This window comes from Paenibacillus sp. FSL K6-2524, from assembly GCF_038005525.1.
GTDB lineage: Bacteria > Bacillota > Bacilli > Paenibacillales > Paenibacillaceae > Fontibacillus > Fontibacillus anaericanus.
In genome coordinates this window covers 2,967,508-2,982,507 of the sequence record NZ_JBBOSP010000001.1, presented here as the reverse complement: position 1 = coordinate 2,982,507, position 15,000 = coordinate 2,967,508, and the positions used below count along the sequence as shown (strand labels likewise).

At 42.3% G+C, this 15,000-nt stretch carries 13 protein-coding genes and 2 riboswitches; of the genes, 3 read left to right on the top strand and 10 right to left on the bottom strand.

The window, feature by feature from the left end; translation table 11 throughout:
• Positions 1 to 26: 26 nt before the first annotated feature.
• The 5 genes from NST85_RS13450 to NST85_RS13430 form a co-directional block, all read right to left on the bottom strand.
• Positions 27 to 572, bottom strand: a complete 546-nt coding sequence (locus tag NST85_RS13450; protein ID WP_341189545.1) for a GNAT family N-acetyltransferase — start codon at positions 570 to 572, stop codon at positions 27 to 29.
• Positions 573 to 636: 64 nt separating this feature from the next.
• Positions 637 to 1,176, bottom strand: coding sequence for a hypothetical protein (locus NST85_RS13445; protein ID WP_127191433.1), 540 nt, complete (start codon positions 1,174 to 1,176; stop codon positions 637 to 639).
• Between the two features lie 237 nt (positions 1,177 to 1,413).
• Complete coding sequence (locus NST85_RS13440) at positions 1,414 to 2,040, bottom strand: FMN-dependent NADH-azoreductase (RefSeq protein ID WP_341189544.1); 627 nt, start codon at positions 2,038 to 2,040, stop codon at positions 1,414 to 1,416.
• 191 nt (positions 2,041 to 2,231) lie between these two features.
• Complete coding sequence (metE, locus tag NST85_RS13435) at positions 2,232 to 4,514, bottom strand: 5-methyltetrahydropteroyltriglutamate--homocysteine S-methyltransferase (protein ID WP_341189543.1); 2,283 nt, start codon at positions 4,512 to 4,514, stop codon at positions 2,232 to 2,234.
• Positions 4,515 to 4,731: 217 nt separating this feature from the next.
• Positions 4,732 to 4,927, bottom strand: a riboswitch (cobalamin riboswitch).
• 99 nt (positions 4,928 to 5,026) lie between these two features.
• On the bottom strand, positions 5,027 to 5,389 hold the full coding sequence (locus NST85_RS13430; protein ID WP_127191436.1) for a helix-turn-helix transcriptional regulator: 363 nt from the start codon (positions 5,387 to 5,389) through the stop codon (positions 5,027 to 5,029).
• A gap of 355 nt (positions 5,390 to 5,744) precedes the next feature.
• Positions 5,745 to 5,841: riboswitch (guanidine-I (ykkC/yxkD leader) on the top strand.
• A gap of 82 nt (positions 5,842 to 5,923) precedes the next feature.
• Between NST85_RS13430 and NST85_RS13425 the strand changes: the two genes are divergently transcribed.
• Both NST85_RS13425 and NST85_RS13420 read left to right on the top strand, forming a co-directional pair.
• On the top strand, positions 5,924 to 6,265 hold the full coding sequence (locus NST85_RS13425) for a DMT family transporter (protein WP_127191437.1): 342 nt from the start codon (positions 5,924 to 5,926) through the stop codon (positions 6,263 to 6,265).
• Positions 6,265 to 6,579 carry a DMT family transporter gene (locus NST85_RS13420; RefSeq protein WP_341189542.1) on the top strand — a complete coding sequence of 105 codons (315 nt, stop codon included), beginning with the start codon at positions 6,265 to 6,267 and terminating at the stop codon, positions 6,577 to 6,579. Before NST85_RS13425 ends, NST85_RS13420 begins: the two co-directional genes overlap by 1 nt.
• Before the next feature lie 116 nt (positions 6,580 to 6,695).
• Here NST85_RS13420 and nagE read toward each other — a convergent pair whose 3' ends face one another.
• Positions 6,696 to 8,147 (bottom strand): N-acetylglucosamine-specific PTS transporter subunit IIBC, encoded by a 1,452-nt coding sequence (nagE, locus tag NST85_RS13415; RefSeq protein ID WP_341189541.1) that lies wholly within the window; start codon positions 8,145 to 8,147, stop codon positions 6,696 to 6,698.
• Positions 8,148 to 8,175: 28 nt separating this feature from the next.
• Positions 8,176 to 8,676 (bottom strand): PTS sugar transporter subunit IIA, encoded by a 501-nt coding sequence (locus tag NST85_RS13410; protein WP_127191440.1) that lies wholly within the window; start codon positions 8,674 to 8,676, stop codon positions 8,176 to 8,178.
• Between the two features lie 500 nt (positions 8,677 to 9,176).
• Here NST85_RS13410 and NST85_RS13405 point away from each other — a divergent pair, with 500 nt between their 5' ends.
• A complete protein-coding gene (locus tag NST85_RS13405; RefSeq protein ID WP_341189540.1) occupies positions 9,177 to 11,339 on the top strand; it encodes a YhgE/Pip domain-containing protein in 2,163 nt (720 codons plus the stop codon).
• Positions 11,340 to 11,347: 8 nt separating this feature from the next.
• On the opposite strand, the gene hrpB is transcribed toward NST85_RS13405, so the two are convergent.
• The 3 genes from hrpB to NST85_RS13390 are packed head-to-tail and all read right to left on the bottom strand — an operon-like array spanning position 11,348 to position 14,927.
• Positions 11,348 to 13,876, bottom strand: a complete 2,529-nt coding sequence (gene hrpB / locus NST85_RS13400) for an ATP-dependent helicase HrpB (protein WP_341189539.1) — start codon at positions 13,874 to 13,876, stop codon at positions 11,348 to 11,350.
• A gap of 37 nt (positions 13,877 to 13,913) precedes the next feature.
• Positions 13,914 to 14,435 carry a hypothetical protein gene (locus NST85_RS13395; protein ID WP_341189538.1) on the bottom strand — a complete coding sequence of 174 codons (522 nt, stop codon included), beginning with the start codon at positions 14,433 to 14,435 and terminating at the stop codon, positions 13,914 to 13,916.
• 18 nt (positions 14,436 to 14,453) lie between these two features.
• Positions 14,454 to 14,927 carry a low molecular weight protein-tyrosine-phosphatase gene (locus NST85_RS13390; RefSeq protein ID WP_307396724.1) on the bottom strand — a complete coding sequence of 158 codons (474 nt, stop codon included), beginning with the start codon at positions 14,925 to 14,927 and terminating at the stop codon, positions 14,454 to 14,456.
• Positions 14,928 to 15,000 lie beyond the last annotated feature (73 nt).

Sequence of the window (15,000 nt, the reverse complement as noted above, 5' to 3'; positions counted from 1 at the left end):
GGGATGATACATCAGAAACCCCCACTTCAGCCGAAGCGACAGCATTGGCAAGTGGTGGAGTATTCATTCGTCCACCGATAGTATACAAAACTTACTTTTTGACCGTTCATTTCGAACTGTTTATCACTTCTATCTAACCTTTCAAATCCATTCTTCTCCAATACCTTTTGTGAAGCTACATTATTTGTTGTTGTCTTCGCTTCAATCAGTTTAATTTCTTTATCAGAGATTGATTCTAATAGTAATGTTAATGCTTTGCTAGCTATACCTTTTCCAGTATGTACTTGTCCAATCCTATAACCAAGGTGTCCTACTTTTCGAGATTCATCAATATCGACTAAATTTATTCTTCCTATAATGGAATTATCTCTATCTTTAATTAAAAAGTAATAAGACACTCCTTGAAATTGTTCATCAAGTAAAGCTTCAAGTTTTTTATTAAAAATGTTAGGAGTATAATAGTCAGCTCCTCGAGTAGGTACCATTTCTTCGAAAAATGTTCTGTTTTCGAGTTCGAATTTTAACAAGTCTTCAGCATCTCTAATATGTAATTTTTCAATAAATATATCCATTTGTATTAACCACCATTCTATACTTACTGAATTAAAAGTTACCAAACAACTAGTATTATTAGTTTTATTTCAGTGTTACTCTCCATTCCCCTTCGGCCGTATCAAAAACAGCTTCTTTCTCACTTGCCCACTTCACATCGTTTGTACCAAGTACATCCTCAGGAGATGCATATTGACTCCATTCAAGCATGACATTATAATCTTGTCCCTCTAGTTTTCTCATAAAAAAACCCAAGCTAGACTTTTGATAAAACTCAAAAAAATAATGACTCTCACCTAGAGTCGCTACACGATACTTAACAACAATGGTTTGTTTATGTTGGGGAGACTGAAAATCAACATAGTTATATCCCATGAAAGAAGACCATAAGGAACATGCAACCCAAATCGATATTAAAATTAGAGTTGTAAACGTAGCCACAAAAATTTTCTTCTTAAGTACAAGTATTATTCCAAGTACGATTATGTTACATAAGATAATCATAGCTACTGGAGGTTTAGTAAAAGGAACGATATAGTACTGATTCATTCGTAATAATATAAATACAATATCTAAAAATAGGAGCAAGCCTAGCAATAAAAGTATACCTCTTTTTTTATTCATTCCTTACCCACTTTCCTACTTACATTACTCAAAAATATACTACTCTAATATTAGACGAGATTAAGGCTTGAAGAGTTACGGTCCATTTAAATGTAAGTGCCCCACAGCTATATGTGTTACTCTCGCGTATTCGGCTATATACTTGTTTTGGTCAATAAAAAAAGCTACTCCATAAGGTCCAAAATCGACCTATGGAGTAGCTTCTATAAAAAGATAAGTTCGTTATTGTATTCCTAATTAGAAACGAGCGGCCAATTCTGCTGCTTGTTTCACACCTTCTTGAAGGATGCCTTCAGCGCGGTCAGGGAATTGATTGTGGCCTTCAACTACAACAGTCTCAGGGTTTTGAACACCCCAGAATGCTAGGGTATTCTTCACATAATTCAATGACATTTCAAGTCCAGCCATTGGTCCTTCAGAATAAACACCACCAGCAGCGTGAAGCAATGCAACTTTCTTATCTCCAACCAAACCTACTGGACCTTGTTCTGTGTATTTGAACGTTTTGCCAGCTTGGTTAAGGTAGAACATATAAGTTAGAAGTTGTGCTGGAATTGTAAAATTCCATAGTGGGAATGCAAATACGACTTTATCAGCACCTAAGAATTGATCAAGATAAGTATTTGCTAGATCTGCAGCCTTTTGCTCTTCTGCAGTTAATGGATAACCATTAGCAAGCTTGTACAATCCATTTAACATATCGTTATCGTAATATGGAAGATCAGCTTCGAACAAGTTCAATTCTGTAACGGCATCGTTAGGATGAGTTTCCTTGTAAGTTTTCACGAAGCTTTCATATAACTTAACTGTTGCGGATTGCTCCATTGGACGATTGTTTGCTTTTACAAATAAAACGGTAGACATAATTGGTAGTTCCCTCCTGTTGTGTTTGCACTTACTATTTGTGATGAACGGTATTTATTTCTGCTACTTAACAATGCTTAGTATCTTATGAATCTATAATTTTGTCAAGTACAGTTTGTAACAAAAAAACTACGAGACCTATAAGCTGGTATGGCCCATAAGTTCTCGCAGTATTTAGTTTAACATATTTACTAGTTCGCTACCTTCTCACGGAAGTGATTTGCTACTGATACCATGATTTTCAAAGAGGATACCGTCTCTTCCAACCCACGTGTCTTCAAACCACAGTCTGGATTGATCCAGAACAGCTCGGGGTCAAGAACCTTGAGTGCACGTTCAACCATCGAGATCATCTCTTCTTCAGCCGGGACACGAGGACTGTGGATATCATATACGCCAAGGCCAATACCTAGTGGGTACGTGTGCTCCTCGAAACTATGCACCAACTCCCCATGGCTTCTTGATGTCTCTATAGAAATAACATCTGCATCCAATGCTTGAATCGAATCGATAATATCGTGGAATTCACAGTAGCACATATGTGTATGGATTTGGGTAGTATCCTGTACGGTGGAAGTTGACACGCGGAATGCCTTCACAGCCCACTCCAGATATCCTTCCCAGTCTTCCCGCTTCAACGGAAGTCCTTCACGTAGTGCAGGTTCGTCAACTTGAATCATTTCGATCCCCGCTTGCTCAAGTGCCTCTACTTCCTTACGCAGTGCAAGTGCAATTTGATAGGCAACCTTCTCACGAGGTAGATCACTGCGTACGAACGACCAGTTCAGAATCGTGATCGGTCCAGTCAGCATACCTTTAACTGGTTTGTCGGTGAGAGACTGAGCATACTCTGTTTCCTTCACAGTCATCGGTGCGTCAAAATCAACATCCCCATAAATAACCGGAGGCTTCACGCAGCGTGTTCCATAAGATTGAACCCATCCACCTTTTGTAAAAGCAAAGCCCGGCAATTTCTCACCGAAAAACTCGACCATATCAGTCCGTTCGAATTCACCATGTACGAGCACATCAAGTCCGATCTCCTCTTGAAGTGTGATCCACTGACTGATTTGTTCCGAAATGAACTGATCATATTGTTGCTCGGACCATTCACCTTTACGCCATTTTTGACGAGCTGAACGGATCTCTGAACTTTGAGGGAAACTCCCAATTGTAGTAGTAGGTAGGAATGGAAGGTTCCATTTCTCTTTTTGCAGGGACTTACGTACGGAAAACTCACTTTTTCTTTCCGATGGTTGAAGCAGGATTTGCTCTACCGCTAAAGTAACATTCTCCCGGTTACGTGCAGGGTCAGCACTCAAGCTCTCAAGAGATTTACGGTTCTTCTGAAACAGCTCATCTAGTTTCCCCTCTGATACTGAGCGACTCAACGCAGCAATTTCTTCTAGCTTCTCTTCGGCGAATGCAAGTGCATCCTTCAGTTCAGGTTGTAGAGATATCTCGGCGGCTGCCGACACGGGTACATGCAATAAGCTACAAGATGGTTGAACGATAATATCCGCACCCTGCGTCAATTTCGTCAACTCTTGAAGAAGTTCATACTGGCGATAGAGATCCGCCCTCCAAATGTTACGTCCATCAATGACCCCAGCACCTAACGTCTTACCTGATGGGAATCCATAACGGCGTAATGCCTCTAAATTTTCGTTCAGTCCATGTACCAAATCAAGTCCAATTCCGGCAACCGGTAATGAAACAATCCCTTCATAGCTGCTAAGAGCTTCAAAATAAGTTTGTAATAGAAGAGATAATTCTGGAACTTCACGACTAATCGTGTCATATATCAACGTTAAACGTCCAAGATCTTCAGCTGTAACCGATGTAACCAGAGCAGGTTCATCAATTTGAACCCATTTCACTCCAGCTTCTTGAAGTTCACGCAGTACCTGCACATAGAGGGGTAATAGTTGTTCAATCCAGCCGTCCAATCCAGCATTGTCAAAACCTTTCGAAAGTTTCAGGAAAGTGTATAAGCCAAGCAACACAGGTCTACCCTCGATATTCAACTTTTCTTTGGCTTCACGATAAGCCACAAGCGGCTTATTAACCGTAATTTCAGGTTTTCTTGATCCGAGCTCCGGAACAATATAGTGATAGTTCGTATTGAACCATTTCGTCATTTCACTGGCAGCTGCCCCTTTATTCCCCCGGGCAATATCATAATATGTAGTTAATGGCACTTCACTGCCTGCAAATTCAAAACGAGCAGGAATAAGTCCGAACATAACGGCAGTATCGAGTACATGATCATAGTACGTAAAATCACCCACAGGGATGATATCAATACCTTTGTCCTTCTGCAATTTCAGATTATGAAGTCGGATGTCTGTTAGACGCTCATGAAGTTCGGATTCCTCAATTTTACCGCTCCAGAATGCTTCAATACTCTTCTTCCATTCACGTTGTTGCCCAATTCTTGGATACCCCAAGTTACCACTAATAATTTTACTCAAATCGATAACCTCCTAAAAGTTTTGTGAACTTTACTTCTACAAATTTGCTTCGTACAAAACTACTTCGTAAGCATATGCTTTAAAGTTTTGTGAGCGTTACTTCGTAAGATAAAACGAAATCAAAAAGGGCCCCCTATAGCGAAATAGCTAAAGAGGACCCTTGAAATTAGTATCAATGGCTTGCATCTTTAACACCCCCCTATCTCCCGTAGGTACAACAGTGCTGTCAAAATAGGCAGGTCTCCTGGCTCCAGAATCTTTGCCGAACAACAGCCTTCCCAGTGATGCATCACCAGTGGCATTGTGTTATTCGACTCCTCTGTTACAGTGGCGGGACCGCGCCGGCATTACACCGGTCTTCCCTTTTAAGCTTCAGTCATGATGATTGAAGCACCTATCTCCACATTATTCAGTTTTGGTTACAATTCTATGAATATGTTATTTATGTTACTGCATATCACTTCATAATACAACACCAAACAACTCGGATTAATTAATTTAACGCGGTAACTTCATAAATAGTGATCCGTAACCGCTTTATTCAACATACCAATGCACCGATCCAAATCAGCTTTGACCTGTTTCTTGTACAGTTCCGCCTTCTCGTAACCCTCTTCAGTAAAGTGATATAACACGATTTCCTGAAAATCAACCTTTGGATCGTTCCCCTTCAATTTCTTAGTACGATACAATACACCTTCCTGTACCAATTCATGTAGCGCTCTGTAAATCTCACTTTGTGGAGGAACATAACCAAATGGTTTGAACTGCTCCTTCAGCTCATCCAACATTTCATAACCGTATCCCCGTCTTCTCTCTACCATTCCTATCAGGAATAATTTAAGATATGCTCTTTGTGCTATCATGAACGCCATCCGTTTCACCCCGCCTTTTCTACCTAGTATATATAAGGTATGAATTTTTCACAATAGGATTTTTCGGTCTTCTTTTATAACTTGATCTGTTGTAAGTAAACAGCGTGAACTGATGAAAAAACACGTGTGAAGTAGATACAACTGAAATATCTTTTCTATTGTGAATTTTTCATATGTTGAAATGTTCATCTTGAAGGGTTCTTTTGGGGTCTTCGTAAGTTTTCGTCTATCGTGCCCGCAAAAAATGTTCCCTCTCGAAACAACTTTGCTGCTCATCTCTCCTTCTCTTCGTATCTACCATTATTTGGTTCTTGTTTAAATTTAGAATATAGGTATAATCATACGTAATTGTATATTAAATGTTTTCTAGGGTTCCGCAACACATGTTGGTCTGGTCCGAGAGAAAACTCACAGCTACGGCTGTGTCACGGAGGGATAAAAGCCTGGGAGGAACTGTATAATAACAGTTATCTCCTAGGCTTATTTTGTTTTTTTTTAGGAGATAACGCAAAAAAATTAAGGAGTGAGCACGTTATGAACAAAGAGTGGATAAAGGTTTATATTGCAGCATTTTTTGAAGTGTTCTGGGTGATTGGTTTAAAGCACGCGAATGATATTTGGACTTGGGCAGGAACTGTTGTTGCTGTGATCCTCAGCTTCTATTTAATGGTTATGGCTGGAAGAAAACTTCCTGTTGGGACCGTTTATGCTGTTTTTGTAGGCATGGGTACAGCTGGAACTGTTTTATCTGAAATTATCTTTTTTGGAGAACCGATTAAAGTGGCAAAAATACTATTTATTCTACTTTTATTAGTTGGTGTGATTGGTTTGAAGCTAGTTACGAAAGATAAAGATCAGGAAGGAGCTGCTTCCTAATGGCTTGGATTTCTTTGATTTTTGCAGGAGTATTTGAAATGCTGGGTGTTACTATGATCAACAAGTTGCATAAGGACCGGAACTGGCAATCCTTAGTACTTTTAATTACAGGATTCGGAATTAGTTTTGTACTACTTGCATTTGCGATGAAAACACTACCTATGGGAACTGCTTATGCTATCTGGACAGGAATTGGAACCGCAGGTGGCGCGATATCGGGTATGCTTTTGTACGGGGAATCAAAAGATTGGAGAAGAATCGTTTTTATTTCTATGGTTTTAGGAGCTGCACTTGGATTAAAGCTTGTCTCGTAAAGTTTAAGACGAACTGAGCTGAGATCATTATTAATAGAAAGAAAGCAATAGAATAGCAGGACGGATCAAGTTCCGCCCTGCTTGAAATAAGAAACTCATTATTTTATAATAATAATCTACAACAACTTTTGAATATCATCTTTGATCGCTTCGGATTGTGGTCCGAACACGACTTGTACTGCGCCTTTGCCGAGTCTCATAACACCAGAAGCCCCAAGCTTCTTAAGTCCTGAGTCATTAACGGCCTTCTCATCTTTAACGATGAGTCGAAGGCGTGTGATACAAGCGTCAACAGATGTAATGTTGCTAGGTCCACCTAGTTGAGCCAAAATCAGAGCTGGACGGCTATCCGCAGATACGGGACCAGAAGCTGTATCTTCTTCTTCAGGATCTTCGTCTTCACGGCCCGGAGTTTTCAGGTTCAACTTGACGATGAGGAAGCGGAAGATCACATAGTATAGTACTGCTGTGACCAAACCAACTGGAATCAAGAGCAATGGTTTGCTTGAGAGCCCCCAACCGAGTCCATAGTCAATCAAACCGGCCGAGAATCCAAAACCAAGCTTCATCCCTAGCGCATAAGTGACGAACGCTGAGATACCGGACAAGACGATGTGAACACCGTAAAGTACTGGTGCAACGAACATAAAGGCAAATTCTAATGGTTCAGTAATACCAGTTAAGAACGAAGCAAGAGCAGCACCCATGAAGATAGATCCAACCATTTTGCGTCTTTCAGGTTTTGCTGTGTGGATAATTGCGAAAGCTGCTGCTGGAAGACCAAACATCATAACTGGGAAGAACCCTGTCATAAACATACCAGCCGAACTATCTCCAGCGAAGAAGCGATTCAAGTCACCATGAATTACATCGCCTGCAGCGTTAGTGAAATCACCAATTTGGAACCAAACGATAGAGTTAATGATATGATGTAATCCAAATGGTACGAGGAGACGGTTTGCAATAATGTGAACCGCAGATCCAATACCGCCGAGACTTACAACCCAGTTGCCGAATGTATCGAGAACGTTTTGAACCGGACCCCAGATCAAACCACAAACTAAACCAACAAATACCATTGTGAAGGCTGTAACCATCGGTACGAAACGTTTACCCCCGAAGAATCCAAGCCAATCCGGAAGCTTAATATTGTGATATTTCTTATAGAGTGCTGCTGCAATACAACCTACAAGGATACCCCCGAGAACCCCCATGTTCAATTTAGTATCCGCGGATTGCATTATTCCAGGGAATATTCCTGGTACAATTGCAAGCAATTTAAGTAAGATCATATACCCGATGACTGCTGACAATGCAGCAACCGCATCACCGGCTAATCCGATTGCAACCCCAACCGCAAATATAAGTGGGAGGTTATCAAATATTGTACCCCCGCCCGCATTTAGAAACGGTGCAACATAAGTATTTAAGAAACCCCCTACAGTATCTCCTAGATGAAATTCCGTGATGTAATTGATGTTACCAAACCGAAGTAGAATAGCCGCTGCAGGTAGCGTAGCGACCGGAAGCATGAGCGATTTCCCGATTTTCTGGAGAAAAGCTAACATTCATAAATCATCCTTTCATAGTGTAATATTATGACTTGATAACCGCTTTTAAAATAACATCACTGCCTGCTTTTACAGGTCCGTTGAATAACTCTATGCTGTTGGTTACTTCATCAGCGTTTGTAACAATGATTGGGGTGATAATTGGATAACCTGCACCTTTAATCTTTTCAATATCAAACTCGATTAATACTTGCCCTGCTTTGACTTTGTCCCCTGTAGAAATATGAGATGTGAATCCGTCCCCTTTGAGCGATACCGTATTGATACCTATATGGAACAGAAACTGTAATCCTGAGGCATGTTCCAACATAACTGCATGATTGGATTTGATTACATGAGCAACCGTTCCGTCAAATGGAGCGATCAGTTGACCAACTAAGGGCTCAATTGCTACCCCTTTACCCATATGTCCCCCCGCAAACGCCTCATCCGGCACATTCGCTAAAGGAACCGCATTACCTGTTACAGGTGAATAGATTTCTACAACTTGGCTTTCAGTAGATTTTTTTCTCCATTTTGAAAACATAATTTTTGCCTCCTATCCTGTGATTGAAGTATATAATACCCATCCTTGAGAAATTTCAAGCGATTTCTTCCTTGATTACACATAGGGCAATCGTATAAGAACTCTTTCTTGTAGCTTCCCTTGTCATCACAGTAATGATACCGATTACATTTCCAGCATGTACCTAATTACATTTATTCGGGTAGGGTTCCACCTATTACTAAAAGATTTAAATAAAAAGAGCCAAGAAAAGAAGCCTAATGAATAGGTCAGCTTTTCTTGGCTCATGCCCATAAATGTAATGGTAACACGCCAAATGCAAAGGTTATTTTTGTTATGTGACTATAATAAATCAAGCTTGCTTATCTCGTCAATAGAAAAATTGAAAGCGGTCACTTTTTTTGTCGACAACTGAATCCTAAGAGTCTATAGATCCATAGTCCTATTAATAACAGGCTGATGGATTTTTTTGTAGGACTCGCGGAATACTAACTCAAAAAACGTTAAAGTAGGAGATTTCGATGAACAAGATCTTCTCCATCTATCTTCAGGATCTTCGAGGTATTATCACCAACTGGGTAGCCGCAGTTATGATTATCGGTTTGATCGTTTTGCCCTCTTTATACGCTTGGTTCAATATCAAAGCCTCATGGGATCCTTATGGACAAACCTCCGGCATTTCAATTGCCGTAACCAACCTAGATCAAGGAACTACTTTACGTGGTAAGGATCTCAAAATTGGTGATGAAATAGCGAATTCGTTAAAAGAGAACCACAATATCGGCTGGACTTTTACGGGTAAAGACGAAGCCTTAACTGGACTAAACCATGGCGATTACTATGCAGTCATCATTATCCCGTCCGATTTCTCAGCCCGCATTGCCACAGTACTATCTACGAATCCAGTGAAGGCAGAAATCGAATATTTTGTTAACGAGAAAATCAATGCGATTGCCCCGAAAATCACATCTAAGGGAGCTAATTCGATCATTGAAGAGGTCAACCAAAATTTTATCAAAACGGCGAACGGAACAATTTTTCAAATATTCAATAAAATCGGAGTTGAGTTGGAGCAGGAACTCCCACTTATTCGCAAAACAAAAAGTATCGTTATGCAAATCGAGGCACTCTTTCCCGAGATTAACCGGGCAGCAGACACGGCGATCAAGGATCTACAAACGAGCCGTGAAGTTGTATCTAAAGTACAAAATGAAATCCCGCGTGCCACCGATTTAGCTACTAAAGGACAGGAGTTTGCCGCAAGTACTGCACAATTTCTGGAGCATAGCCAGCAAGTTATTGATTCTTCAGGTCCGGTCGCCAAAGAGATGATTGTGCAGTTACAGCAGACAGCTAAGGCGGTGGTCCAGACGGCAGATTTGATCCAATCAGCGTTAAATCAAGTAAATCAAGAAAATCCCCAAGAGAACATTTTGCCAAAAATGATTACTCAGTTGCTTGCCACAGCTGCCAAAGCAACGGATTCTCTCAGCGAAATGCTTGAACGCCTAGGAGGTCTGAATCCGAGCGGATCCTTGTCCAAGTCTGCATCAGAGTTAGCGCAGGTAAGTTCAGAGTTTAAGCAATTGAATAAGTTCGCAGAAGAAATTAACCTGACGCTGACTGAAGGCAAGCTATCTGCTGGGGAGACGTTGGATAAGTTCGGTACTCTCGCCCATTCTTTAGCCAACCGGCTCGATCAGCTAACAGGAAAGTTAGATGAACAGATTATCCCGCAAATGAAACTGGCTCTTGAGCAGGCAAAGACAGCCGTTGACCATACAAACAGCCTTCTCGGTGAGGCACTCTCAGATTTACCCAAAGTGAGTTCGGTCTTGAATGATGCTAGCCAGGGATTATCCGTAGTCGTCAAAGAAGCTGAAATCGTTCGTAGTGATTTGCCCGAAGCCGAGAAGAAAATCTCAAAGTTGACAGATCAGATCAGTAAGCTTGAGAAAGAAGGTACTCTTGAGGATCTTATCTCACTGCTCAGCCTGAACTATGCCAAAGAAAGCGAGTTCTTCGCCGAACCAGTCACTCTGAAAGAGAACCGATTATTCCCGATTCCGAATTATGGATCAGCCATGTCACCCTTCTTTACCACCTTATCACTTTGGGTAGGAGGACTGCTGCTAGTATCTATGCTTACGGTAGAAGTGCATAACAAAAATGCCGAGTACCGGAGTTACCAAGTATATTTTGGACGTTATCTAACCTTTGCAACACTGGCATTGCTCCAATCCTTGTTCGTGACCATTGGTGATGTATATCTACTTGGTACCTACGCGGTGGAACCCATCAAATTTATTGTATATGGACTATTGATTAGTGCGGTGTTTATGCTCATGATTTATACTTTGGTATCGGTATTTGGGAATGTAGGCAAAGCACTCGCTATCGTACTAATGGTACTGCAATTAGCAGGTTCCGGCGGTACGTTCCCCATCCAAGTGACACCGCCTTTTTTCCAAGCGATTCATCCCTTCCTCCCCTTTACTTATGGGATTAGCCTTTTAAGAGAAGCTGTGGGCGGAAGTGTCGGTGACATTGTAATTCGCGATATCTGTATTATGTTCATTTATGCTGGACTGGCCCTGATTGTAGGTCTCGGCTTAAAACAAATCGTAAACCGGTATTCTGCAAAATGGGTGCGTAAAGCCAAATCAGGCCATCTGATTCATTAACCTAAACCTTATCGTTTTCCTTCAGCCTCCGGTCGGACTTTGCGTGTCGCAGTGGCTTGCAGCGGATCATCCGGCCAGTAATGTTTGGGGTAACGTCCCTTCAAGTCTTTTTTCACGTCAAAATAAGTGTTCTTCCAAAAGCTCTGTAAATCGGAGGTAACTTGAACCGGACGACTAGCAGGAGACAACAAGTGCATAGTGATTTTAACTTGACCATAGCCGATCCGAGGCGTCTCCATCATACCGAACACTTCCTGAAGTCTGACGGCAACATAAGGTGCCTGCGGATCATCATAATGGATCTGTACCTTTGATCCACTGGGTACAATAAGATGTGTAGGTGCCTCTGTATTTAATTGCTGGGTACGATCCCAACCTAGCCAGTTTTCCAGAATGGAATAAAGCGACAAGGATTGCAGATCCGCACGTTTCCGAAAGTTCGAAATATAGGGAGCGAGCCACTGTTCCGAATCCGTAGTCAAAGCTTCATCGGATACATCAGGCCAACGTTCATCAAGCTTATGCATGAATTGCATTCGAGCCTGTAATAGACGGGATTTACTATTCCAGGGCAAAATGGATACCCCCTGCACCCTAACAGCTTGTAGTAGTGCTCGCGTGATATCCTCTTGAGTAAGATTAGGATCGGGAACGTCTTTAAGAACAATCGCACCCAGGGTTAGTCGACGACGAACCTTTACCTTCCCTGCATCTTCATCCCATTGTACGCTCTTCTCATCGCTCATATCTTCACGATAATAAGTATTCAGATCGCTCTCCGTAAGCGAAGCTGCTAGAAGAATAACACTTTCCGTTCCTTGATCATCCACTTCAGCAATCGCGAGAAAATCCTCCATGCCTAGAGGCTGCTGATGAGTAAATACAGCACCACGAGCGCTACGGAGTAAGTATCGCCCATCCGGTCGGCGACGAGCGATGCGATCAGGATAAGCAAAAGAAATCAACAATCCACAGTAACGTTGCCAATCTTGTTCAAATTCTTCGGAGAATTTCCCTAGACCAAGTCCCTTTTCCCACTGTCGACTTACATCTAGAATACGCCGAAGTTCGGCTTGGTCTACGTCATAGTGGGAATTCCCTAGTTGGCTCGGTGAACGATCATACTCCATCAAAAGAGACAGACGACTTACCATATCACAATCACGACCAGCCAATTGTCCTTTAAACAAATCACGCTCCTCAAGAAGCGCGGCTAGCCTACAAGCAACCCGGCCAAGTCCAAGTGCATCGGCCCGGAGTAACATATGTGCCAAACGCGGATGCAAACCCAGTTCGCTCATCTTAATCCCATGATTGGTTATCCGATGCTCGTCATCTATTGCACCGAGCTGCCTGAGCACTTGTACCGCTTGGTTGTAAGGTGCGACTGGTGGTGCATCTAACCAATCCAGCTCATCAGTCGAAGAAGCGCCCCATGCGGCAACTTCCAGTGCAAGCGGAGTCAAATCCGCTTCTAGCATCTCTGGTGGCGTGCGTTCCGCAAGCGCGTGATCATCACTTTCGCTCCATAACCGATAACACACGCCGGGTGCAGTTCTCCCGGCACGTCCACGGCGCTGATCAGCCGAGTCCCGCGCCGCACGGGTCGTCACCAAACGGCTCATCCCGGTGCGTGGAGAGAATAACGCAGTGCGCCGCAAGCCGCTATCGATGACGACGGTCACGCCATCAACCGTGAGGCTTGATTCTGCGATAGAAGTCGCCAGCACGACCTTGCGTGTGCCAGGCGGCGCTGCTTCAATCGCCCGTTGCTGCTCCGCTTGCGATAACGCTCCAAAGAGCGGTGTCACAATGACATCGCTTGGAATAATCCCCGCTAATCTACGCTCTACTCGCCGAATTTCTCGAGCACCTGGAAGGAATACGAGTATACTTCCTTGATGTGCTCGTAGTGCGCTCGTAATCGCACGTTCTACAGTTACTTCCAAGTGTTCTTTTATTGACGTAGTCAAATACCTTGTTTCAACTGGATAATTACGACCTAAACTCTGAATCACCGATGAAGTTCCCAATAGCTGCGCAATCGGCTCCGGATCCAGTGTGGCCGACATGATTAGAATACGTAAATCTTCACGAAGTAGCTGCTGACTTTGTAAGGCTAGCGCTAAACCTAGATCGGCATGAATACTACGTTCATGGAATTCGTCAAAAATAATCAGCCCTGTTCCAATCAAGGCTGGATCGTTCTGTAACATTCGAGTCAGAATGCCTTCTGTTACGACCGTAATCCGAGTGCGACTAGATACCCTACTGTCCGACCGAATCCGGTAACCTATCGTTTCACCAACCGATTCTCCAAGCTGTTTCGCCATATAGGTCGCAGCGGAACGGGCGGCAAGTCGCCGAGGTTCAAGCAGAAGAATACCATGACCATCTAACCACGGTTCATTCAATAATTTCAGCGGAGTCCGCGTCGTCTTACCTGCTCCAGGTTCTGCCAACAATACTGCTGAGCAGCCTTTTCTTAAATGCTCCTGTAACTCTGGAAGCACATTATCTATAGGAAGTAGTGTCATAAGATCTCCTTATTCTAACCAGCTGCAATTATTGCTTTTAGTTTTCAAGTATTACAAACTCCTGCGGATTGGATCGAATATAGGTGCTTATTTGTTTTAGACTAGCTGGGGCAATCTCTTGAAAGGACTCAAACAAACGACTTATAGTGTTTAAAAGTTCATTATCACGGTCTAAGTCTAACAGAGTTGCATCACTCCACTGTCTGCCCAACTTGAGGTTCCTTGTTTCGAGAACCTCTTTCGTCTGATTAAGCAAAGCGATCATAGAAGTATCCCTAAAGAAGTTCAAACCATTCATCACCCCAGACCAAAAATCCGGTATATCCAACAGGTAGCATATCCAAGCATAGTACTCACTTGCAGAGTTCTTGGCATGATCATACATCACTCTGAACATACATAAAGCCCGTTGTCCTTCGGTTAGCTTTGATATGGCTTCTGATTTCACTGAGATATCTTTTCCTCGTATTTGCATAAAGGTCGGCTCCATACAGGCCCACCCCAGTCTTTCATCAGCCAATGAATCAAATACTTCCCGTTTCATAGCAACTAAGGTCATTTTATCGCTCCTTTAGGTTCAACCCAACTCTTGCTCATCCTGAATATAATTAAGTAGATTTTCGCAGCCCTCGTTCACCATCTCATATACCTCTTCAAAATTACCTGTGAAATAAGGGTCAGGAACATTTCCACCGGCATGTTTTGGGACGAATTCAAGCATTTTTTTCACTTCTACCTTACGATCTGCCGGAAAATAAGGTGCTAAATTAGTGACGTTCATATCATCCATAGCAATAATATATTGGAAATCATAGAAATCTTCCTTACTAACCTGTCTAGCAAACATACCCGTGTAATCAATACCATACTGCTCTAGTATTTTACGAGTCCCTTCATGTGGAGGATGTCCGACATGCCAATCCCCCGTACCCGCAGAGTCAACAACAATTCGATCCGATAGACCAGATTTTTCTACATGACTGCGAAATACAGCCTCTGCCATTGGTGACCTACAAATGTTACCCAAACATACAAACAATACTTTAATCATTGTTCCAATAACCTCCTATAATCAAACTTAATATTATGATTAAATCAACTCGTACAGTAACAACTGATTTCTA